This window comes from Burkholderia sp. BCC1644 (assembly GCF_902833225.1).
In the GTDB taxonomy this organism is placed as follows: Bacteria; Pseudomonadota; Gammaproteobacteria; order Burkholderiales; family Burkholderiaceae; genus Burkholderia.
Genome location: NZ_CADFEI010000020.1, coordinates 71,679 through 92,149 on the forward strand (window position 1 = coordinate 71,679; position 20,471 = coordinate 92,149).

21 protein-coding genes are annotated in these 20,471 nt (G+C 67.8%); 14 read left to right on the plus strand and 7 right to left on the minus strand.

Annotated elements, in window-relative coordinates:
* Both fliJ and HWX87_RS30930 read left to right on the plus strand, forming a co-directional pair.
* A complete protein-coding gene (gene fliJ / locus HWX87_RS30925; protein WP_176050777.1) occupies positions 1-459 on the plus strand; it encodes a flagellar export protein FliJ in 459 nt (152 codons plus the stop codon).
* 31 nt (positions 460-490) lie between these two features.
* Positions 491-1,849, plus strand: coding sequence for a flagellar hook-length control protein FliK (locus tag HWX87_RS30930; RefSeq protein ID WP_176050778.1), 1,359 nt, complete (start codon positions 491-493; stop codon positions 1,847-1,849).
* A 29-nt stretch (positions 1,850-1,878) separates the two neighbouring features.
* Here HWX87_RS30930 and HWX87_RS30935 read toward each other — a convergent pair whose 3' ends face one another.
* Positions 1,879-3,519: a GMC family oxidoreductase N-terminal domain-containing protein gene (locus HWX87_RS30935; RefSeq protein ID WP_176050779.1), complete on the minus strand. Its 1,641-nt coding sequence runs from the start codon at positions 3,517-3,519 to the stop codon at positions 1,879-1,881.
* Positions 3,520-3,744: 225 nt separating this feature from the next.
* Between HWX87_RS30935 and HWX87_RS30940 the strand changes: the two genes are divergently transcribed.
* Together HWX87_RS30940 and HWX87_RS30945 are read left to right on the plus strand one after the other, a co-directional pair.
* Positions 3,745-4,251: a hypothetical protein gene (locus HWX87_RS30940; protein ID WP_176050780.1), complete on the plus strand. Its 507-nt coding sequence runs from the start codon at positions 3,745-3,747 to the stop codon at positions 4,249-4,251.
* Positions 4,248-5,690, plus strand: coding sequence for a coniferyl aldehyde dehydrogenase (locus HWX87_RS30945; RefSeq protein ID WP_176050781.1), 1,443 nt, complete (start codon positions 4,248-4,250; stop codon positions 5,688-5,690). The genes HWX87_RS30940 and HWX87_RS30945 overlap by 4 nt, the downstream gene beginning before the upstream one ends.
* An 81-nt stretch (positions 5,691-5,771) precedes the next feature.
* Here HWX87_RS30945 and HWX87_RS30950 read toward each other — a convergent pair whose 3' ends face one another.
* Together HWX87_RS30950 and HWX87_RS30955 are read right to left on the minus strand one after the other, a co-directional pair.
* Positions 5,772-6,794, minus strand: coding sequence for a serine/threonine protein kinase (locus HWX87_RS30950; protein WP_176050782.1), 1,023 nt, complete (start codon positions 6,792-6,794; stop codon positions 5,772-5,774).
* A 56-nt stretch (positions 6,795-6,850) separates the two neighbouring features.
* Positions 6,851-7,063: a hypothetical protein gene (locus HWX87_RS30955; protein ID WP_011353523.1), complete on the minus strand. Its 213-nt coding sequence runs from the start codon at positions 7,061-7,063 to the stop codon at positions 6,851-6,853.
* A 657-nt stretch (positions 7,064-7,720) separates the two neighbouring features.
* Between HWX87_RS30955 and HWX87_RS30960 the strand changes: the two genes are divergently transcribed.
* Complete coding sequence (locus HWX87_RS30960) at positions 7,721-8,608, plus strand: DMT family transporter (protein WP_176050783.1); 888 nt, start codon at positions 7,721-7,723, stop codon at positions 8,606-8,608.
* A gap of 302 nt (positions 8,609-8,910) precedes the next feature.
* Entirely contained in the window at positions 8,911-9,096 is a 186-nt protein-coding gene (locus HWX87_RS30965; protein WP_011353526.1) for a hypothetical protein, read from the plus strand.
* A gap of 111 nt (positions 9,097-9,207) precedes the next feature.
* Here the strand turns inward: HWX87_RS30965 and mgrA are convergent, their stop codons facing one another.
* On the minus strand, positions 9,208-10,251 hold the full coding sequence (mgrA, locus tag HWX87_RS30970; RefSeq protein WP_176050784.1) for an L-glyceraldehyde 3-phosphate reductase: 1,044 nt from the start codon (positions 10,249-10,251) through the stop codon (positions 9,208-9,210).
* Positions 10,252-10,442: 191 nt separating this feature from the next.
* Between mgrA and HWX87_RS30975 the strand changes: the two genes are divergently transcribed.
* A complete protein-coding gene (locus tag HWX87_RS30975; protein WP_176050785.1) occupies positions 10,443-10,649 on the plus strand; it encodes a DUF3185 family protein in 207 nt (68 codons plus the stop codon).
* Between the two features lie 150 nt (positions 10,650-10,799).
* On the opposite strand, the gene HWX87_RS30980 is transcribed toward HWX87_RS30975, so the two are convergent.
* Positions 10,800-11,573 (minus strand): phytanoyl-CoA dioxygenase family protein, encoded by a 774-nt coding sequence (locus HWX87_RS30980; protein ID WP_176050786.1) that lies wholly within the window; start codon positions 11,571-11,573, stop codon positions 10,800-10,802.
* A gap of 352 nt (positions 11,574-11,925) precedes the next feature.
* Here HWX87_RS30980 and HWX87_RS30985 point away from each other — a divergent pair, with 352 nt between their 5' ends.
* A complete protein-coding gene (locus tag HWX87_RS30985; protein WP_176050787.1) occupies positions 11,926-12,267 on the plus strand; it encodes a hypothetical protein in 342 nt (113 codons plus the stop codon).
* A gap of 107 nt (positions 12,268-12,374) precedes the next feature.
* On the opposite strand, the gene metK is transcribed toward HWX87_RS30985, so the two are convergent.
* The gene (gene metK, locus HWX87_RS30990; protein ID WP_006482984.1) at positions 12,375-13,562 is read right to left on the minus strand and encodes a methionine adenosyltransferase; all 1,188 of its coding nucleotides are present in this window, start codon (positions 13,560-13,562) and stop codon (positions 12,375-12,377) included.
* Between the two features lie 265 nt (positions 13,563-13,827).
* Between metK and HWX87_RS30995 the strand changes: the two genes are divergently transcribed.
* On the plus strand, positions 13,828-14,712 hold the full coding sequence (locus HWX87_RS30995) for a lipid A biosynthesis lauroyl acyltransferase (RefSeq protein ID WP_176050788.1): 885 nt from the start codon (positions 13,828-13,830) through the stop codon (positions 14,710-14,712).
* A gap of 30 nt (positions 14,713-14,742) precedes the next feature.
* On the opposite strand, the gene HWX87_RS31000 is transcribed toward HWX87_RS30995, so the two are convergent.
* Positions 14,743-15,045 carry a HigA family addiction module antitoxin gene (locus tag HWX87_RS31000; protein WP_166962459.1) on the minus strand — a complete coding sequence of 101 codons (303 nt, stop codon included), beginning with the start codon at positions 15,043-15,045 and terminating at the stop codon, positions 14,743-14,745.
* 236 nt (positions 15,046-15,281) lie between these two features.
* Between HWX87_RS31000 and dapF the strand changes: the two genes are divergently transcribed.
* The 5 genes from dapF (at position 15,282) to HWX87_RS31025 (ending at position 20,418) form a co-directional block, all read left to right on the plus strand.
* Entirely contained in the window at positions 15,282-16,151 is an 870-nt protein-coding gene (dapF, locus tag HWX87_RS31005; protein ID WP_176050789.1) for a diaminopimelate epimerase, read from the plus strand.
* 37 nt (positions 16,152-16,188) lie between these two features.
* Positions 16,189-16,914: a DUF484 family protein gene (locus tag HWX87_RS31010; RefSeq protein ID WP_176050790.1), complete on the plus strand. Its 726-nt coding sequence runs from the start codon at positions 16,189-16,191 to the stop codon at positions 16,912-16,914.
* Positions 16,915-16,927: 13 nt separating this feature from the next.
* Complete coding sequence (gene xerC, locus HWX87_RS31015) at positions 16,928-17,848, plus strand: tyrosine recombinase XerC (protein WP_176050791.1); 921 nt, start codon at positions 16,928-16,930, stop codon at positions 17,846-17,848.
* A gap of 76 nt (positions 17,849-17,924) precedes the next feature.
* A complete protein-coding gene (locus tag HWX87_RS31020) occupies positions 17,925-19,139 on the plus strand; it encodes a class I SAM-dependent rRNA methyltransferase (RefSeq protein WP_176050792.1) in 1,215 nt (404 codons plus the stop codon).
* Positions 19,140-19,338: 199 nt separating this feature from the next.
* A complete protein-coding gene (locus tag HWX87_RS31025) occupies positions 19,339-20,418 on the plus strand; it encodes a GTP-binding protein (RefSeq protein WP_176050793.1) in 1,080 nt (359 codons plus the stop codon).
* Positions 20,419-20,471 lie beyond the last annotated feature (53 nt).

Consider the following 20,471-nt stretch of genomic DNA (forward strand, 5'->3'; position numbering starts at 1 on the left):
ATGGCTCACAGCTTTCCCCTTCAACTGCTGCTCGACCGCGCGCAGGACGACCTCGATTCGGCCGCGAAGCAGCTCGGCGCCGCGCAGCGCGACCGCACCTCGGCCGCCGAACAGCTCGACGCGTTGCTGCGCTACCGCGACGAATATCACGCGCGCTTCGCTCAGTCCGCGCAACACGGGATGCCTGCCGGCAACTGGCGCAATTTCCAGGCGTTCATCGACACGCTCGACGCGGCGATCGCGCAGCAGCGCAACGTGCTGGCCGCCGCCGAAGTCCGCATCGACGAAGCGCGCCCGAACTGGCAGCAAAAGAAACGCACCGTCGGCTCGTATGAAATCCTGCAGGCGCGCGGCGTCGCGCAGGAAGCGACGCGCGAGGCCCGGCGCGAACAGCGCGACGCCGACGAACACGCCGCGAAGATCCTGCGCATGCGGGCCGACGCGGCCCGCTCGTCGTAACCGACCACCGCATTCGAACGAGAGAACCGTCATGCCTCCCCTGCCCCTGCTCGGCGCGCTGCTCGACACCGCCAGCGCCGCACTCAAGGCCGCCCGCGGCTCGGGTTCGTCCGCCGCCGGCAACGATGCGTCGGCGACCGCGACCGCCGTGCCGTTCGCGCAGACGCTGAAGCAAAGCGTCGTCACGCGTCGCGACACGTCGAATACCGCCACGCCCGATGCCTCGACGACGCAGGCTGCGTCGAAGCCGTCCACCGGCACGAAGCCGTCCGGCACGGACGACGACACGTCGACCGACGACGCGAACGCGACGACCAATCCGGACGCCGCCGCGCTCGCGGCCGCCGCGGCCCTGCAGGCACAGCTGCAGGCACGCACGGACAATGCGGCACCGGCCGATGCGGCCACCGCCGCTGCCGCTGTCGCCAACGCGGCGCAAAAGACGGCCGTGTCCGGCCAGCCCGACGCCACGGCGACGCTGGCCGATCACGCCGCCAAGGATGCAGCCGCCCAGCCGCTCGACCCGACGTCGAGCCGCGACGCGCTGCAAGCCGCGCTCGCCAAGCTGACGGGCGGCGCGGGCGCGATCGCGATGCCGGCGACCGGCGCGTCCGCCGCCGCGACGACTTCCGCACCCGCAGCGACCGCTTCGACCGCCGCCGCACCGCTGACGCCGAAGGTGCCGACATTCGACCGGTCGCTCGCCGATGCGAAAGGCGCGCTCGCCACCCAGCAGACGACGACCCAGGCCACGCCGCAGGCGCTGCAGGCCGACGCGAACGCGCAGTCCGGCGCTCAGCACGCACTCGCGGCCGCCGGCGACGCGACCGATCCGGCCGCCAGCGCGACGCTCGCGGCCGGGGCAACGGCCGCGGCCGCCGCGCAGGCCAACCTGCAGCTGTCGCCGGCCGCAAGTGCGATCGCCGCGGCCAACGCGCACGCGCTCGCGCCGCACGTCGGCACCGCCGACTGGACGGACGCACTGAGCCAGAAGGTCGTGTTCCTGTCGAATGCGCACCAGCAGAGCGCCGAGCTGACGCTCAACCCGCCCGATCTCGGGCCGCTGCAGGTCGTGCTGCGCGTCGCGGACAACCATGCGCACGCGCTGTTCGTATCGCAGCACGCGCAGGTGCGCGAGGCCGTCGAAGCCGCGTTGCCGAAGCTGCGCGAGGCGATGGAAGCGGGCGGGCTCGGGCTCGGCAGCACCACCGTCAGCGACGGCGGCTTCGCGTCCCAGCAGCAGAACCCGCAACAGACCTTCGCTGGCGGCCAGTCGTCGCGGCGCGGGAACGGCGGATCGTCAGCCGTCGATGCACCGGCCGACGTTGCGCAATCCGCACCGGCCGCCGCGAGCGTGAGCCGCGCCGGCCTCGTCGATACGTTTGCCTGAGCATGGCCGCTGCCGTGCGCGCGCCGCGCTCAGCGGCCGTGCACCGCGGCAGCCGCCTCGCCGCGCGGCACGCTACCCTTGCGCGCCGCGACGATGAAGTCCGCCGCGCGCTCGCCGATCATCACCGACGGCGCATTCGTGTTCCCTCCGACCAGCGTCGGCATCACCGACGCATCGACCACACGCAGCCCTTCGACGCCGCGCACGCGCAGTTGCGGATCGACGACCGCGCGCGCATCCGCCCCCATCCGGCAGGTACCGACCGGGTGATAGATCGTGTCGGCATGCTCGACAATCGTCTTGCGCAGCTCGGCTTCGCTCTGGTCTGCCCGCGTGTACAGCTCGCGCCCGCCCTGCGACGCAAGCGGCGCCTGCGACAGGATCCGGCGCATCGCCTGCGTGCCGCGCACGAGCAGATCGAGATCGCGTGAATCGCTGAAGAAGCGCGGATCGATCAGCGGTGCGTCGCGCGCATCGCCGGTCGCGAGCGCGACCGTGCCGCGGCTGAACGGCCGCAGCGCGCACACGTGCAGCGAATAGCCGAACCCCCAGTGCATCTTGCGGTTGTGGTCGTCGACGAGCGCCGTGCAGAAATGCAGCTGCAGGTCGGGACGCTCGAGCGACGGATCGCTCTTGATGAAGCCGCCGGCCTCCGCGACGTTGCTCGTCATCATCCCCGTGCGGCTCGAGAAATAGCGCGCGAGCGCGGGCGTCATCTTCGCGATTCCGCGCAGACACACGCCGACCAGCTCCGACGAATTCACGCGCGTGTTGATGATGAAGTCGATGTGGTCGATCAGGTTCGCACCGACGTCCGGGGCATCCTGCACGACCGCGATCCCGTGCCGGCGCAGTTGCTCGGCCGGACCGATCCCCGAACACATCAGCAGTTGCGGCGAATTGAACGCGCCGGCCGACAGGATCACTTCCGCGCGCGCGCCGAGCGTCTCGACGCGGCCGTTGCGCGATACCGCGACGCCGACCGCGCGCTTGCCGTCGAAGCCGACGCGCAGCACCGTCGCATCGGTGATCACGTGCAGGTTCGGCCGGTTGCGGCCGTAGATATACGCACGCGCCACGCTGCAGCGCGAGCCATCGCGGTGCGTGACCTGGTAGAAGCCGACGCCTTCCTGCGTCGCGCCGTTGAAGTCGTCGTTCAGCGGATAGCCGGCCGCGTGCGCGGCCTGGATGAATCGTTCGGAGAACGGATTGCGAAAGCGCAGATCCGACACCGACAGCGGGCCGTCCGCGCCGTGCCACGCATCCGCGCCGCGTTCGTTGCCTTCCGCGCGGCGGAAATACGGCAGCACGTCCTGCCAGCCCCAGCCCGTCGCGCCGAGCTGCGCCCACTCGTCGTAGTCGCCCGGGTGGCCGCGCGTGTAGATCATCGCGTTGATCGCGCTCGACCCGCCCATCCCGCGCCCGCGCGGCTGGTAGCCGCGTCGCCCGCCAAGGCCCGGCTGCGGCACCGTCTCGTAGCCGTAGTTCGTGCCGAGCTTGAACGGCACCAGCGCCGCGATGCCGACCGGCATGTTGACGAGCAGGTTGCGCTCCGTATGCGAGCCGGCTTCGATCAGCGCGATCGTCGCATCGGGGCAGGCATCGGCGAGACGGCCTGCCAGGCTCGACCCGCCCGAACCGCCGCCGACGATGATGTAGTCGTATTGCATGTCACGTCTCCGTCGTGTCATGGAAGGCGCCCGGCACCGCCGCGCGACCGCGTCCCCTCTTGTAATGTTCGGGCATTGTAGGAATGGCCGCCGCGCGCGCGGCGCGCGGATTCAAGAGCGATTCCTCTAAACGCCCGCGTGAACTAAATTTAAGATGTATCGATTCGCTTCGCGCAATACGTCGGCCACGAGAAGCCGATTCGTCGCGAAACGGGAGGGACGACGATGCAGCGCCAGGTTCTGCAGGCCGTGTGCCGGCCAGGTTTTCCGGATGCAGCGCACGTGACCCGCATTTCATTTCAAACGGCTGCGCTCGCGGCGATGCTCGGCATCATGCGCGCAGTCGATCGAAATCGAACGGCACGCGTCGTCGCCGACCGTTTGGATGGTTTGCCGCCGCGGCGGCGCGATACGCTGCGGCACGATTTGATCGACCCGTCGCGCTGCCCTGCTTCGGTGCAACAGCGGGCAGTCGCGCCGCAGCGTCGCGCGCCCGGCAACAGTCGCCTCGCGTTGCATGTCCATGCGCCGCGACACGGTTTCCCGACGCGTACACCGTCGCGCGGATGCGACGCCTGCCGCACGCTGCAACCGGTTTTCGAGCACACGTCGCATCCGGCCCCGCGCCGCGCGACCCGCATCACCCGATCCGCGTCGCCGCGCTCGCCGAGCGTGCGCGTGCGGCGTGACGGCCGGCCGACCAGCCAGGCCCAACTGGAGGAGACGACATGAAGAACGACCTGCCCGAACTGGCCCCGCAAGCACTGCCGTCGGCCGACGCGCTGACGGCGTTGCTGCGCGACCAGCGCGCGGCGTACCTGCGCGCGCCGTATCCCGCATGGGAAACGCGCGTGCAGCACCTGCGCGCGCTGCGCACGATGCTGATCGACCACGCGGATGCACTGGCCGAAGCGATCAGTGCCGATTTCGGCCATCGCGCGAAGCAGGAAGTGCTGCTGTCGGAAATCTGGATGGCGAAGGAAGAGATCGACGACGCGCTGAAGCACGGCAAGCGCTGGATGAAGCCGATCCGCAAGCCGATGAACAAGTGGCTGCGCCCGGCGCGCGCGAAGGTGATTCCGCAGCCGCTCGGCGTGGTCGGCATCGTCGTGCCGTGGAACTATCCGGTGCTGCTCGCGGCCGGCCCGCTGATCTGCGCGCTCGCGGCCGGCAACCGCGCGATCATCAAGATGTCCGAACTGACGCCGCGCACGTCGGCCCTGTTCGAGCAGCTCATCGGCAAGACCTTCACGCGCGACCACGTCGCGGTCGTGAACGGCGATGCGGAGGTCGGCGCCGCATTCAGCGGGCTGCCGTTCGATCACCTGCTGTTCACCGGTTCGACGCACGTCGGCCGCCACGTGATGCGCGCGGCCGCCGACAACCTGACGCCCGTCACGCTCGAGCTCGGCGGCAAGTCGCCGGCGATCGTCGGCCCGAACGCACGCTTCGATGCGGCCGTCGATGCGATCGTCGCCGGCAAGACGCTGAACGCGGGCCAGACCTGCATCGCGCCCGACTACGTGCTGCTGCCGCGCGGGATGGAAGCCGCGTTCATCGAGCGCGCGCGGGCACGCTTCGCGAAGATGTATCCGGACCTGTCGGCGAACGGCGACTACACGACGATCGTATCGCCGCGTCACTACGCGCGCCTGCAGCAACTCGCGAGCGACGCGCAGGCGGCCGGCGCGCAACTGCATCCGCTGTCCGACGCCCAGTCCGATCCCGCGTCGCGCCGCTTCGTGCCGTGCGCGGTCACGCAGGTGCCGGCCGCATCGCAACTGATGCAGGAAGAAATCTTCGGGCCGCTGCTGCCGCTCGTGCCGTACGAGCGGCTCGACGAGGCGATCGCGTACGTGAATGCGCGCCCGCGTCCGCTCGCGCTCTACCTGTTCGACGAGGATGGCGGCACGATCGATCGCGTGATGCGCGAAACGATCTCGGGCGGCGTGACGATAAACGAAGCGCTGATGCACATCGCATGCGGCAGCCTGCCGTTCGGCGGCGTCGGTGCAAGCGGCATGGGCGCGTACCACGGCTACGACGGCTTCGTGACGTTCTCGAAGATGAAGCCCGTGCTCACGCAGGCGCGGCTGAACACGCGCGGCCTGATCGCGCCGCCGTACGGCAAGCGCTTCGCCGCGGTGATCAAGCTGATGATGAAGTTCTGAGGTAGTCGCACCGGATGGGCCGCGCGCATCGCGCGGCGGCCCGCGCCAGTCCGCCGCGCGGCGTGGATGCCGCGCGTGCCGTCACACGGGCCAGAGCGGCCCTTCCTGCATCGCGCCGATCTGCTCGCGTAACTCGAGCACGCGCGCTTCCCAGTAACGATGCGTGTTGAACCACGGGAATGCAGCCGGAAACGCGGGATCGTCCCAGCGTCGCGCGAGCCATGCCGCGTAGTGGATCAGCCGCAGCGTGCGCAGCGCTTCGACCAGATGCAGCTCGCGCGGCTCGAATTCGCAGAAATCCTCGTAACCGGCGAGCAGGTCGGCCAGCGCGCGCGACGCGCCTTCGCGATCGCCCGGCAGCAGCAGCCACAGATCCTGGACCGCCGGCGCCATCCGGCTGTCGTCGAAGTCGACGAAATGCGGGCCGGCATCGGTCCACAGCACGTTGCTGGGATGGCAGTCGCCGTGCGTGCGCAGCAGGCGGATGTCGCCCGCGCGCTCGAACGCGGCCTCGACGCCTTCGAGGGCGAGCCTGACGGCCGTCTCGTACGCCGGTCGTACGTCATCCGGAATGAAATCGTGCGCGAGCAGGTAGTCGCGCGGCTCATGGCCGAACGTATTGATGTCGAGCACGGGACGCGCGACATACGGCTCGGTCGCGCCTACCGCATGAATCCGGCCGATGAAGCGGCCGAGCCATTCGAGCGTGTCGCGGCGGTCGAGATCGGGTGCGCGACCGCCGCGCCGCTCGAAGACCGAGAAGCGGAAGCCGTCGAACGCGTGCAGCGTGCGACCGTCGAATGCGCGCGCGGGCACCGCCGGAATCTCGCGCGCAGCGAGTTCGGCGACGAACGCATGCTCTTCGAGAATCGCGTCGTCCGACCAGCGCGCCGGGCGATAGAACTTCGCGACGACCGGCGGGCCGTCTTCGATGCCGACCTGGTAGACGCGGTTTTCGTAGCTGTTGAGGGCGAGCAGGCGCCCGTCGGTGCGCAGGCCGGCCGGTATCAGCACGCTGTCGAGCGCGTCGAGCACGCACTCGGGCGTGAGGCCGGCGAACGGCGGGCTGGCGGGAGAAGCGGGAGCGGAAGTGGCGTCTGTCATGCCCCGCATTGTGCCGCCAGCCGGACCGAAAGACGAGCGTCCGGTGCTAAGCGCGCTTAGTGAAGCGCCGCGCCGGCCGGCAGTACGGATTCGCCGGTGTCGATCAGGTCCTCGAGAAAGAACGGCTCGGTGTTGAGTTCTTTCGACTCACCCGGCACGCCCGCGTACCAGGTCACCATGGCCATGTCGCCCAGAACGCGCTGGACGATGCCGCGCGCGCCCTTCGGCACAGCGATATGGGTAGTGCAGACAATCGACCCGACATGCATGATGGTTCCCCACTCTTGAATCTTGAAACCCGGCCCGCTGGCGGGCTGGCAAATGCGCGATCCGCGCCGCCCTCGGCGGAGCGTTGCGCGTAATCCCATTGTTCACGGTTTATCGAAGCGCGAAAAGAAGAAGAAGCAGGCGAAGCGCCGCGAATTCGTCGAATGTCTCCAATCAACCACTGCGCCGGGCAGGCACTTGCCCGCCCGGTTACCCCCATCATACCCTGTCGAATGTGACTGCCCGCCGAAAGCGCCCGGCGCCGCGGCGCGCACGTGATCGACGCATCGCGTCGTTCGCGCTGCGCAGCCGCCGACGGTGGTTGCGCTCGATGGTTGCCTTGCGGTACCTTTGGCCTTCATTCGCGTTCAATCGCATTCCGACACGATGCATCCGCTCACGTCCGCCCTCGCAAAATCCCGGCCGCAGTTCGACTCGCGGCCGCAGGCGTGCGCGCATCCGTCGGTCCTGCCCCCGCCTGTCGCACCGCCGCTCGTCGGCGCCGCGCCGCCCCCTCCGGCGGTGCGCGCCGGCTGACCAGCCGGCTTCCGTTTCGTCTTCCATTCGCCCCCGTTGGCTTCAGTGCGTGCATCGTGACGCACCGCATGTTGCTGCGCGCGCGAATGGAACGTTCCGATCCGTTCGACAGGTGGATTCACATGGTTTCGTTCAAACGCGCGCTTGCCGCGCATGGCGCGACGTCGCTCTTCGTGCTGCTGTGGAGCAGCGGCGCGATCTTCTCTGAACTCGGTCTGCGTCACGCGTCCGCGTTCGCCTTTCTCACCGCACGCTTCGCACTCGCCTCGCTCGTGCTGCTCGCGCTGGCCGTCATGCGCAAACGCTGGCTGCCGCCGCGCGGCGAGCGGCGCATGGCCGCGCTGACCGGCTTGCTGATGATGGGCGGCTATTCGATCTTCTACCTGCTCGCACTCGAGCGCGGAATCGCGCCCGGTGTGCTCGCAACGATCCTCGGCGTCCAGCCGATCCTCACGCTCGCGATCGTCGAGCGACGCTGGCAGCCGGTGCGCGTCGCGGGTCTCGCGCTGTCGCTGGCCGGGCTCGCGCTCGTCGTGTGCCGTGGCGCGGGCGGCGGTGCGGGCGGCCTGTCGGCTGCGGGCATCGCATGCGCGCTCACCGCACTCGTCGCGCTGACCGCCGGCTCGTTGCTGCAAAAACGCGTACGCGCGGCGCCCGCCGACGTGCTGCCGCTGCAGAATGCGATCGGCCTCGCGCTGTGCGTCGCGATCGTGCCGTTCCGACCGGTGTCGTTCGAGACGAGCTGGGCATTCGTCGTACCGCTGCTGTGGCTCGGCATCGTGATTTCGGTGATCGCGCAACTGCTGTTCTATCGGTTGATGCAGCGCGGCGATCTCGTCAACGTGACGAGCCTGTTCTATCTCGTGCCCGTCGTCACCACGCTGATGGATGCCGTGTGGCTCGGCAACCGGCCGGAGCCGCTCGCGCTCGCCGGCATGGGAGCGATCATCGCCGGGCTCGCGCTCGTGTTCCGCGCGTCGGCCACCCGCGCGCAACCCGGGCGCGCGTAAGCGGACGGGCCGCCGCGCCTGCGGGTGCGGCGGCCCGCCACGACACATGCGACCATTTCGCGCAAATCGAAAGGAACGGGAAAGATGCATGCAAGGCGTTCGTCGAACTCGCGGGAAAAACGCGTGATTCGCGCGGCTTTCCGCTGATTTTTAATGGTTCGGATAGCGAAAAGCGCCGCCGGTTGCCTATACTCGAATTGACCGGCCCGCTCGCAAACGGGTCGGACCAACACTAGAAACACCCGGCATGGGGCCGAATCAAGCGCTGACACGCTGGCTTCGGTCAAGACCTGGAGACACGCATGACGACCTACTTCACGATCGGCGACTTCATCCTGTTGATTCCGATGGCGCTGGCCGGAGCGCTATTTCTCGGCGCGGTACCGTGCGCAACCGAATTCCGTCACAACCTGCTACGCGTGCTCGGCGTCATCCTCGGCGTCGGCGTCGCGGTATTGCTCGTTGAAGGGCTGCCCGCGCTGATCTAGCGCGACTGTCGGCGTCTCACGCGCATCGCTGCAGCGCAGCGATGCGATGTGCTGTCCGCAAGCCCGCGATACGGCACGCGATATTGTTTCGCATGCCGTATCGACTCCCGGTCAGATCGCCTGGTCGGTGGACGGCTTTTCCCACAGATTGATGCCGCCTTCGGTCGCGTAACGATCGATCTCCGCGAGTTCCTCCGCCGAGAATTCGAGGTTCTTCAGCGCGCCGACGTTTTCGCGTACCTGCTCCGCGCGGCTCGCGCCGATCAGCGCGGACGTCACGCGGCCATTGCGCAGCACCCACGCCAACGCCATCTGCGCAAGGCTCTGCCCGCGCCGTTCGGCGATCGCGTTGAGCTTGCGCACGTGCTCGAGGTTGTCCGCGCTCAGGTGATCCTGCTTCAGCGAGCCGCCACCCGGCTTGTTCACGCGCGCGTCGGCCGGCACGCCGTTCAGGTACTTCGACGTCAGCAGCCCCTGCGCGAGCGGCGTGAACGCGATGCTGCCCGCGCCGACGTCGTCGAGCGTGCCGAGCAGGTCGCTCTCGATCCAGCGGTTCAGCATGTTGTACGACGGCTGGTGGATCAGCAGCGGCACGCGATACTGCGCGAGCAGTTCGGCCATCTCGCGCGTCTTCGCGGCCGAATACGACGAAATGCCGATGTAGAGCGCCTTGCCCTGCTGTACGGCCGCGGCCAGCGCGCCCGCCGTTTCCTCGAGCGGCGTGTGCGCATCGAAGCGGTGCGAATAGAAGATGTCGACGTAGTCGAGCCCCATCCGCTGCAGGCTCTGGTCGAGGCTCGCGAGCACGTACTTGCGCGACCCGCCGCCGCTGCCGTACGGCCCCGGCCACATGTCCCAGCCGGCCTTCGTCGAGATCAGCAGTTCGTCGCGATACGGCCGGAAATCCTCCTTCAGCAGCCGGCCGAAGTTGGTCTCGGCGCTGCCGTACGGCGGCCCGTAGTTGTTCGCGAGGTCGAAGTGGTTGATGCCGAGGTCGAACGCGGTGCGCAGGATTTCGCGCTGCGTCGAGATCGGCGTCGAGTCGCCGAAGTTGTGCCACAGGCCAAGCGACAGGGCGGGCAGTTTGAGCCCGGATTTGCCGCAGGTGCGGTATTGCATGCCGGCATAACGTTCGGAAGCTGCTTCGTAGGCCATGAGTCTGTTCCGTCAGGACATCGGGGAAGGGACGCGCTTGCCGCGCGCACGGCGCGGCGACGGCGAAGGAGTCATACGACGACTATGGTAACGAAAGCGGCCCGCGCGCGCACGGCGGGCAAGGCGATGGACGCGACCGCGGTCGTCGCCTACACTGCGGCGTCTCGAATCACCGTTTCAGCGAGGTTGGTATGTCCCGGGTCATCTCGGTTGCACTGCTCGTCGGCGGCGTCGCGCTGCTGTACTTCGGCGGCCAGTCGTTCCATTCGATCAACGACAACGTGTCGCGCTTCTTTACCGGTTCACCCGCGACGAAGACGATCCTGCTGATCGTCGGCGGCGCCGTCGCATCGTTCGTCGGCCTGATCGGCCTCGCGATGCCGGGCGGCAAGCGCTGATCGCCTAGCCGCACGACGTACGCACGGCCCGCGTCGACCGATCGGGCCGCGCCAAACGAAACGGGCGGCCAGGCCGCCCGTTGCTTCGTTCGCCGGCGATGCGCCGCATCGCCTTGGCATCGCGGCGTCACCGCGCTGCCCGATTCACGCCTAGAACTGCACTTCCTGCTTCGACGCCGAGCGCGTGCCGGGCACCGGCCGGTTGCTCGCGCCGTGATACGTGTACACGAGCGAGAACTTCACCTGGTCGGAGCGGTTCTGCCCGGCCGAATGCAGCGTGTTGCTGTGGAAGAACACGACGTCGCCCGTCTGCAGCGACGGGCACGTGGCCGCGTCGATCATCTTGCGGTTCTCCGGCAGGTCGCCGCGGAAGAACTTCGCATCGTCGAACGCTTCCGGCCCGAATTCGGCCGTATGCGAACCCGGCACGAGCCAAAGCGCGCCGTTCTCGTTGGTTTCCGGCCCCAGCGCGAGCCACACCGACACCATGTCCGGGCGTGCGAACGACCAGTAGCGGAAATCGCGATGCCAGCCCGTCAGGCTGCCGTACGCGGGATGCTTCGTCATCATGCAGTTGTGATGCGCGCGCGACAGCACGGGCTCTTCGCCGAAATACTCGCGCATCCACGCGCCGATTTCGGGCGCGATCGCGCGCTCGGCGAACGCCGGATCGCGCGAGTACGCATCGAGCAGCCGCCGCACCGTGTGCCCGCCCGGCGCATGCTTCGACTCGGGCGCGCCCGGGTAGCGCAGGTCGGCCTCGAATTCGATCGGCTCGGCGGCCTCACGCAACTGGCGCTCCGCGATCTGCCTGAGCGTCGCGCACTGCTGCTCGCTGACGAGGCCACGCGCGACGACGAAGCCGCGCTCGCGCAATTCCGCGACTTGCGCGCGGATCGATTCCGACTGCAATGGAGACGACATGGGATGCCAGACGTTTATTGTGTGAATGTGACGATTGTAAATCGGCGCCGGATGCCGCGAACAGCACCATTGTCGTGCGCAGGGGCATGCCAATCGCTGATTTGATCCGGCGCAAGGGAACTGTTCGTCGCGACACCTGCCTCACCGACAGGCGGTATGCGGCACACGCCTTGTGGCACAAGGGTTTATCGCGACTTTTGCCCGTCATGAATCCCCTGTAGCCTGTCGCGGCCTGTCAATTCTGGCGGGCGCGGCGCGCAGCGAGTTTCGGTAAGATCCGTTGCGCCATCCGAGGCCGTTCATACCAGTGCGCTCCCAAGGGCGCCATCCATACAAGCGAAGCATCGTTCACATGCCATTCCGTCTGACTTCCCGTCTCAGCCGCGCTGCGAAGCGCGTCGTGCCGCCCGCTCCTGCCCGCTCGCTGCGCCATCACCGCGCCCGCACGCAGGCACTGGCCGAGCGTGCGCCCGCACACAGCCGGCTGGACGGTATCCGTGCGTGGTTCCACGCATTTTTCTCGATGATGAGCGCGCAGGCGTTCGCACGCCGTACCGGCCTGCGCTCGCTGCTGCAGAAGCCGTCGTCGCTGCGCGCGCTCGCGCTGCGCCGTGCGCTTGGGCCCCAGCGCCGCGTCAACCGTCCGCGCCGCCTCGCGGCCAGCAACGGCTGGTTCGGGTTCGGCGCACGCTGAACGCGCCGGCGGGCACGACCCGCGACGATCGCCGCCGTTGCGCCGGCGACCGGAACCCATAAAAAAACCCCGGCAAGCCGGGGTTTTTCTTTGCGGGCGAACGACGCTTACGCGACGCGTGCCGTCGGCTCGACGCCAGCCGCTTCGGCCAGTGCGAGCGCCTTGTCGGTCGCTTCCCACGAGAATTCCGGCTCTTCGCGGCCGAAGTGGCCGTAGGCAGCGGTCTTTTCGTAGATCGGACGCAGCAGGTCGAGCATCTTGATGATGCCCTTCGGACGCAGGTCGAAATGCTCGCGCACAAGCTTCGTGATCACTGCATCCGACACGCGGCCCGTGCCGAACGTGTTGACCATCACCGAGGTCGGCTCGGCGACGCCGATTGCGTACGACACCTGGATCAGCGCGCGCGACGCGAGGCCGGCGGCGACGATGTTCTTCGCGACGTAGCGGCCTGCATACGCAGCTGAACGGTCGACCTTCGACGGATCCTTGCCCGAGAACGCGCCGCCGCCGTGCGGTGCGGCACCGCCGTACGTGTCGACGATGATCTTGCGGCCGGTCAGGCCGCAATCGCCCTGCGGGCCGCCGATCACGAACCGGCCGGTCGGGTTCACGAGGAACTTGATGTCGCCCTTGATCAGGTCGGCCGGCAGCGTCGGCTTGATGATTTCCTCGATCACGGCTTCGCGCAGCGCCGGCAGTTCGATGTCCGGTGCGTGCTGCGTGGACAGCACGACGGTGTCGATCGAATCGGGCTTGCCATCGACGTAGCGGACCGTCACCTGCGACTTCGCGTCCGGGCGCAGCCATTGCAGGCGGCCGTCGCGGCGCAGGCTGGCCTGGCGCTCGACGAGGCGGTGCGACAGGTAGATCGGCAGCGGCATCAGTTCCGGCGTTTCGTCGCACGCATAGCCGAACATCAGGCCCTGGTCGCCCGCGCCTTGGTCGAGGTTGTCGTCGTGTGCACGATCGACGCCCTGCGCGATGTCCGGCGACTGCTTGTCGTACGCGACGAGCACCGCGCAACCCTTGTAGTCGATGCCGTAGTCGGTGTTGTCGTAGCCGATGCGCTTGATGGTGTCGCGCGCGATCTGGATGTAATCGATGTTGGCCGTCGTGGTGATTTCACCGGCCAGGACGACGAGACCCGTGTTGCACAGCGTTTCGGCCGCAACGCGGGAATATTTGTCCTGCTCGAGGATGGCGTCGAGAATCGCGTCCGAGATTTGGTCCGCGACTTTGTCCGGATGGCCTTCGGAGACGGATTCGGACGTGAAGAGATAATCGTTTGCCACTTTTTCAGGCTCCTGTGTGGTTACGGGTGGTTTCACGTAGCCAGCTTCGTTGGGCCTGAAGCGGCGACGCTTTAGCGGATTACCAGGACCGGGCAGCGCGTGTCGCACCAGCCGGCTTCGCCCCGCAAGTTGTCAGTTAACTCGGCGAAGCCCGTATTATAGCGGCTTTCCTGAATTGTCACAGAGCGCCGCCCGTGCTGCATCTTCCGCTGTCTTACCACCCTGTTCTCGACATGCCGGCCAGCCGGTTCCATGGAGGTTTCGCATGCTAGGTCGTCTAGGCACGCACCTCGCCATCGGCTTGCTGAAACTGCTCGCCCTGTTGCCGTACGGCCTGACCGCACGGTTCGGCGATGGTCTCGGCTGGCTGCTGTACCAGATCCCCAGCCGGCGAAAACGCATCGTACACACCAATCTGAAACTCTGCTTCCCTGACTGGAGCGACGCGCGGCGCGAGGAAGTGGCGGGGCAGCATTTCCGCCATGCGATCCGCAGCTACGTCGAGCGCAGCTACCAGTGGTTCGCGTCGGAACAGGCCTACCGCAAGCTGTTTACGGTCGAGAGCGAGGTCGACCTCACCGATCCGGACATGCCGCCGACCCTCTTGCTCGGGTTCCATTTCGTCGGCATCGAGGCCGGCTCGATGGCGATCAATCTCGCTCTCGATCGCCCGTGCGGCTCGCTCTATACGCCGATGAAGAGCCCGGAAATCGAGGCCGCGGCCAAAGCCGGCCGCAGCCGCTTCGGTGCGGAACTCGCAAGCCGGGCCGACAGCGCGCGCACCGTGCTGCGCTGGCTGCGCGACCGCAAGCCGGTGATGCTCGGCGCCGACATGGACTACGGGCTGCGCAACTCGACGTTCGTGCCCTTCTTCGGCATACCCGCCTGCACGCTGACGGCGGTCGGCCGATTCGCCAAGACCGGCCATGCGCAGGTTCTGCCCTTTATCGGCGAAGTGCTGCCCAACTACAAGGGCTACCGGCTGAAGGTCTTCAAGCCGTGGGCCAACTACCCGACCGGCGACGACGATCTCGACGCGCGCCGGATGAACGAATTCCTCGAGGAACAGATCCCGCTGATGCCCGAGCAGTACTACTGGGTCCACAAGCGCTTCAAGACGCGCCCGCCCGGCGAGCCGAGCCTGTACTGACCCTGCCGGAAGACGTTCGCAGGCGTGCCGTCATACGCGTGCCTGCGCTCGTGCCACCTTCGGCGCGCCCTTCGCGCGCGCCCGCCACAGATCGTGGGCCGACTGTTGCGCGAGCCACAGATCGGCCCGCCCCCCATTTTCCTCGCCGAGCCACGCCTCGAGGCGCAGCGCCATTTCCGGCGAGATGCCTGCATGGCCATGCAGGATCCGCGACAGGGCGGCACGCGTCACCCCCAGCTGCGACGCGGCCTCGGTGACGGTCAGGCCAAGCGCCGGCAGCACGTCGTCGCGCAGCGTTTCGCCCGGATGGGGCGGATTGAAGATGCGGGTCATGGCTTGAATCACCTCGCTGGAGGATTACAGGGCGTATAGCGAAACAATACGCATCTGCGGCTGGCATCATCAATTGAACGAGTACGAAAAAGCCCGGAACGCCCGCGCGGGACGCCCCTGTCGGCTGCATGTATCATTTGCGGTTGAGATCTGCACGACGAACGAAGCCGCCCGGCGTGGCCGCCGGCCGTTCGCACCGTGCCGACCGCCTTGTTCGCCATGGAATTCCGGACCCAGTGAAACTCTCGTTCACCAAGATGCACGGCGCGGGCAACGACTTCGTCGTGCTCGACGGCTATTCGCGCGCGTTGCCGCCGCTCACCGAAGCGCAGGTACGCGCACTCGCCAACCGCCACTTCGGCATCGGCGCCGACCAGTTGCTGCTCGTCGAGAAACCGACCGTCGACGGTGCGGATTTCAAGTACCGGATCTTCAATTGCGACGGCGGCGAAGTCGAACACTGCGGCAACGGCGCGCGCTGCTTCGTGAAGTTCGTCAGCGACCGCGGCCTGACCGACAAGCGCAGCGTGCGCGTGCAGGTCATGAAGGGTCTGATCACGCTGACGCTGCAGGACAACGGCGAAGTCGTCGTCGACATGGGCGCGCCCGTGTTCGCGCCGGCGCAGGTGCCGTTCGACGCGGCGGGCCTCGACGGCCGCCACGAAGGCCGCGACACGCTGTGGCCGCTCGACGTCGGCGGCGCCACGCGCTGGATCTCGACGGTGTCGATGGGCAATCCGCACGCGGTGCAGGTCGTCGACGATGTCGAGGCGTATCCGGTGCTGGAAGAAGGCCCGCTGATCGAACTCCATGCGCGTTTCCCGCAGCGCGTGAACGCCGGCTTCATGCAGATCGTGTCGCGCAACGAAGTGAAGCTGCGCGTGTACGAACGCGGCGCGGGCGAGACGCTCGCGTGCGGCACCGGCGCGTGCGCGGCGGTCGCGGCCGGCATCCGGCGCGGCCTGCTCGATTCGCCCGTGACCGTGCACACGCACGGCGGCACACTGACGATCGGCTGGGACGGCACACGCGACGAAACCGCCGCGCTGATGATGGCCGGCCCCGCCGCGACCGTGTTCGAAGGCGAGATCGACCTGAACGCCTGACCCTGCAACGTCCTTGATAACTGAACGCTCCAGCCACATGAACGATCGCGAAGTCGCCGACTACCTGCTCGCCAATCCCGAATTCTTCGCGCAGCACGCCGAACTGCTCGCGACGATCCGTCTCGCGAACCCGCACGGCAAGGCCGCGATCTCGCTGCAGGAGCGGCAGATGGAGATGCTGCGCGACAAGAACAAGCATCTCGAACGCCGGCTCGCCGAACTCGTGCGCTACGGCCACGAGAACGACAGCCTGTCCGCGAAGTTCAGCCGCTGGACCGCGCGCGTGATCGCGGAGCGCGATCCGTACGCGCTGCCGCGCACGATCGCCGACGGCATCGCCGACGTGTTCGACGTGCCGCAGACGGCGCTGCGCGTGTGGGACGTCGCCGACACCTACGCGCAAGCCGACTTCGCCCGCCAGGTCGGCGAGGAAGTGCGCCTCTTCACGAACGGGCTGTCGACGCCGTACTGCGGCGCGAACACGGGCTTCGAAGCCGCGCAATGGCTCGCGCCCGCGGTCGCCGCACCGGCCGCGAATGCGGCGGAAGGCGCCGAAGCCGCACCGGCCGGCGACGGTTCGGCCACGTCGGTCGCGCTGCTCGCGCTGCGCACGCCGCTCGCCGGCACCGATGCGCCCGCATTCGGCCTGCTCGTGCTCGGCTCGCCCGATCCGCGCCGCTTCCACGACGGGATGGCCACCGACTTCCTCGCGCAGATCGCAACGCTCGCGAGCGCCGCGCTCACGCGCCTGCTGCCGCACTGATCCGCCGCACGCGATGACCGACGACCCGATCGCCGCCTACCTGTCGAACCTGAAACACGTCAGGCAGCTGTCGGAACATACGCTGCGCGCGTACACACACGAACTCGACGAGCTGAAGAAGATCGCGGCCGGCCGGCCGCTCGACGCACTGACGGCCGCCGACATGCGCGGCGCGGTCGCGCGCGCGCATGCGGGCGGGCTGTCCGCGCGGTCGATCTCGCACCGGCTGTCCGCGTGGCGCGCGTTCTACCGCTGGCTCGCGCAGCGCATCGAGATGCCCGCCAACCCGGTGGCCGCCGTGCGCGCGCCGAAGCGCCCGAAAACCCTGCCGAAGGCACTGTCGGTCGACGACGCGTCCGCGCTGATGGACGCACCGCTTGCCGGCACGACCGAAGGCATCCGCGATCACGCGATCCTCGAGCTGTTCTATTCGTCGGGGCTGCGCCTCGCCGAGCTGATCGGGCTCGACGTGATGTACACGCAGGCCGACGGCTACCGTTCGACCGGCTGGCTCGATCTCGCCGAAGCCGAAGTCACGGTGCGCGGCAAGGGCAACAAGGAGCGCAAGGTGCCGGTCGGCCGCAAGGCGATCGACGCGCTGAACGCATGGCTCGCGGTGCGCGGCGAATTCGTGAAGCACGACCCGCATCCGCTGTTCGTGTCCGTGCGCGGCAACCGGATGTCGCCGGGCGTCGTGCGCGAGCGCGTGAAGCGCGCGGCGCTCACCGCGGGCATCCCCGCCAACGTCCATCCGCACGTGCTGCGCCACTCGTTCGCGACGCATGTGCTGCAGTCGAGCGGCGACCTGCGCGCGGTGCAGGAACTGCTCGGCCACGCGAGCGTGTCCGCGACCCAGGTCTATACGTCGCTCGACTTCCAGCACCTCGCGAAGATTTACGACAGCGCGCATCCGCGCGCGAAGAAGCGCGACTGACGCGCCTCCCGAGTTACCCGCCGCGCCCGGCGACCGATCACGGTCGGCTTCCGGCGCGGCCCATTTCGATCTCATCATGCAAACCGTCACCCTCAGGCCGTCCAAGGAAAAATCGCTGCTGCGCCGCCATCCGTGGGTCTACGCGAATGCGATCGACCGCGTCGACGGCAAGCCCGCGCCCGGCGCGACCGTGCTCGTGCGCGCGCACGACGGCCGCTTCCTCGCGCGCGGTGCGTACAGCCCGGAATCGCAGATCCGCGTGCGCGTGTGGAGCTTCGACGAGAACGAGCCGATCGACCACGCCTTCTTCAAGCGCCGCGTGCAGCGCGCGGTCGCGCACCGCACGACGATGGTGTCCGGTACGGGCGCGGTGCGGCTCGTGTTCGGCGAAGCCGACGGGCTGCCGGGCCTGATCGTCGACTACTACGTCGCGGACACCGCCGAAGCCGGCGCCGCGCCGCGCGGCCAGCTCGTCTGCCAGTTCATGGCCGCGGGCGTCGACGCGTGGAAGGACGCGATCGTCGCGGCGCTCACCGGCGCGACCGGCTGCCCGAACGTGTACGAGCGCTCGGACGTGTCGATCCGCGACAAGGAAGGGCTCGAACAGACGACCGGCGTGCTGGCCGGAGATGCGCCGCCCGCGACGCTGATCTCGAACGAAAACGGCGTGCGTTATCACGTCGACGTGCCGAACGGCCACAAGACGGGCTTCTACGTCGACCAGCGCGACAACCGCGCGCTGGTTGCGCAGTACGCGGCCGACCGCGACGTGCTGAACTGCTTCTGCTACACCGGCGGCTTCTCGCTCGCGGCGCTCAAGGGCGGCGCGAAACGCGTCGTGTCGATCGACTCGTCGGGCGATGCGCTCGCGCTCGCGCAGCAGAACGTCGTGGCCAACGGCTTCGACGCCGAACGCGCGACCTGGCTCGACGCCGATGCGTTCAAGACGCTGCGCCGCCTCGTCGACGAAGGCGAGCGTTTCGACCTGATCGTGCTCGATCCGCCGAAGTTCGCGCCGACCCGCGACAGCGTCGATCGCGCGGCGCGCGCGTACAAGGACATCAACCTGAGCGGTTTCAAGCTGCTGCGTCCGGGCGGCCTGCTGTTCACGTACTCGTGCTCGGGGGCGATCGACATGGACCTGTTCCAGAAGATCGTCGCGGGCGCGGCCGCCGACGCGAAGGTCGACGCGCGCATCCTGAAGCGGCTCGGCGCGGGCGTCGACCACCCGCTGCTCGCCGCGTTCCCGGAAGGCGAATATCTGAAGGGCCTGCTGTTGCAAATCGTCTGATCGCCCCGATCTACGCGCGTAACCGTCCGCCAGCCGCGAACTTGCGCCCGGCGGATTCGCGCTTTCGCCTGTCGTTCGGACGACGGGCGGGGGCTTGACAGGTATGTTTCAATAAATGGTTGTGCGCCCCGGCTCGCAGTGCGAGGGCGCGACGCACACCCTGGTTTTGACCCCGATTCACGAACCACAGGCGACCGACATGGCCACTCCCGTCACCATCCTTACCGGCTTCCTCGGCAGCGGCAAGACGACGCTGCTCAAGCGCATCCTGAACGAACAGCACGGCATGAAGATCGCCGTGATCGAGAACGAATTCGGCGAAGAGAACATCGACAACGAAATTCTCGTGCAGGATTCGAACGAGCAGATCATCCAGATGAGCAACGGCTGCATCTGCTGCACGATCCGCGGCGATCTGGCCCGCGCGCTCGGCGATCTCGCCGCGAAGAAGCGCGAAGGCAAGCTCGACTTCGACCGCATCGTGATCGAGACGACCGGCCTCGCGAACCCGGGCCCCGTTGCGCAAACCTTCTTCATCGACAGCGAAATCGCCGACGACTTCCTGCTCGACGCGGTCATCACGCTCGTCGACGCGAAGCACGCGAACGCGCAACTCGACGAACACGAAGTCGTGCAGCGCCAGGTCGGTTTCGCCGACCGCCTGTTCATCACGAAGTCGGATCTGGTCGACGACCAGACCGTCGCCGGCCTGAAGCACCGCCTGATGCACATGAACCCGAAGGCCGCGATCAAGGTCGTGAACTTCGGTGAAGCCGACATCAAGGAAATCTTCGACCTGCGCGGCTTCAACCTGAACGCGAAGCTCGAGATCGACCCGGACTTCCTCGCCGAAGACGATCACGCGCATCACCACCACGATCACGACCATGATCACGATCACGCCAGTTGCGACCACGATCACGGTCAATGCGCGCACGATCACGACCACGGCCACCACCATCACCACCACGCGCACCACGACGACAAGATCAAGTCGTTCGTGTACCGCAACGACCGCCCGTTCGACCCGAACAAGCTGGAAGACTTCCTCGGCGGCATCCTGCAGATCTACGGCGAGCGGATGCTGCGCTACAAGGGCGTGCTGTACATGAAGGGCGTCGACCGCAAGGTCGTGTTCCAGGGCGTGCACCAGATGATGGGCAGCGACCTCGCCGCGAAGTGGCTGCCGGTCGAGAAGAAGACCAACAAGATGGTGTTCATCGGCGTCGATCTGCCGCAGGACCTGATCACCGACGGCCTCGACGCCTGCCTCGCCTGACGCGCGCCGGGCCCGCCGCGCGCGGCGTCGCCCGGCCGCCTTTCCCGGCGGCC

Excerpts from the sequence above, each read along its gene's own strand:
- HWX87_RS30960 (WP_176050783.1), top strand. The coding sequence starts at position 7,721 with ATGGTTTCGTTCAAACGCGCGCTTGCCGCGCATGGCGCGACGTCGCTC.
- HWX87_RS31025 (WP_176050793.1), top strand. The coding sequence starts at position 19,339 with ATGGCCACTCCCGTCACCATCCTTACCGGCTTCCTCGGCAGCGGCAAG.
- HWX87_RS30945 (WP_176050781.1), top strand. The coding sequence starts at position 4,248 with ATGAAGAACGACCTGCCCGAACTGGCCCCGCAAGCACTGCCGTCGGCC.
- HWX87_RS31020 (WP_176050792.1), top strand. The coding sequence starts at position 17,925 with ATGCAAACCGTCACCCTCAGGCCGTCCAAGGAAAAATCGCTGCTGCGC.
- HWX87_RS30955 (WP_011353523.1), bottom strand. The coding sequence starts at position 7,063 with ATGCATGTCGGGTCGATTGTCTGCACTACCCATATCGCTGTGCCGAAG.
- HWX87_RS30975 (WP_176050785.1), top strand. The coding sequence starts at position 10,443 with ATGTCCCGGGTCATCTCGGTTGCACTGCTCGTCGGCGGCGTCGCGCTG.
- HWX87_RS31000 (WP_166962459.1), bottom strand. The coding sequence starts at position 15,045 with ATGACCCGCATCTTCAATCCGCCCCATCCGGGCGAAACGCTGCGCGAC.
- HWX87_RS30950 (WP_176050782.1), bottom strand. The coding sequence starts at position 6,794 with ATGACAGACGCCACTTCCGCTCCCGCTTCTCCCGCCAGCCCGCCGTTC.
- HWX87_RS30930 (WP_176050778.1), top strand. The coding sequence starts at position 491 with ATGCCTCCCCTGCCCCTGCTCGGCGCGCTGCTCGACACCGCCAGCGCC.
- xerC (WP_176050791.1), top strand. The coding sequence starts at position 16,928 with ATGACCGACGACCCGATCGCCGCCTACCTGTCGAACCTGAAACACGTC.
- HWX87_RS30965 (WP_011353526.1), top strand. The coding sequence starts at position 8,911 with ATGACGACCTACTTCACGATCGGCGACTTCATCCTGTTGATTCCGATG.
- HWX87_RS30935 (WP_176050779.1), bottom strand. The coding sequence starts at position 3,519 with ATGCAATACGACTACATCATCGTCGGCGGCGGTTCGGGCGGGTCGAGC.
- fliJ (WP_176050777.1), top strand. The coding sequence starts at position 1 with ATGGCTCACAGCTTTCCCCTTCAACTGCTGCTCGACCGCGCGCAGGAC.
- HWX87_RS30980 (WP_176050786.1), bottom strand. The coding sequence starts at position 11,573 with ATGTCGTCTCCATTGCAGTCGGAATCGATCCGCGCGCAAGTCGCGGAA.
- HWX87_RS30985 (WP_176050787.1), top strand. The coding sequence starts at position 11,926 with ATGCCATTCCGTCTGACTTCCCGTCTCAGCCGCGCTGCGAAGCGCGTC.
- HWX87_RS31010 (WP_176050790.1), top strand. The coding sequence starts at position 16,189 with ATGAACGATCGCGAAGTCGCCGACTACCTGCTCGCCAATCCCGAATTC.
- mgrA (WP_176050784.1), bottom strand. The coding sequence starts at position 10,251 with ATGGCCTACGAAGCAGCTTCCGAACGTTATGCCGGCATGCAATACCGC.
- HWX87_RS30940 (WP_176050780.1), top strand. The coding sequence starts at position 3,745 with ATGCAGCGCCAGGTTCTGCAGGCCGTGTGCCGGCCAGGTTTTCCGGAT.
- HWX87_RS30995 (WP_176050788.1), top strand. The coding sequence starts at position 13,828 with ATGCTAGGTCGTCTAGGCACGCACCTCGCCATCGGCTTGCTGAAACTG.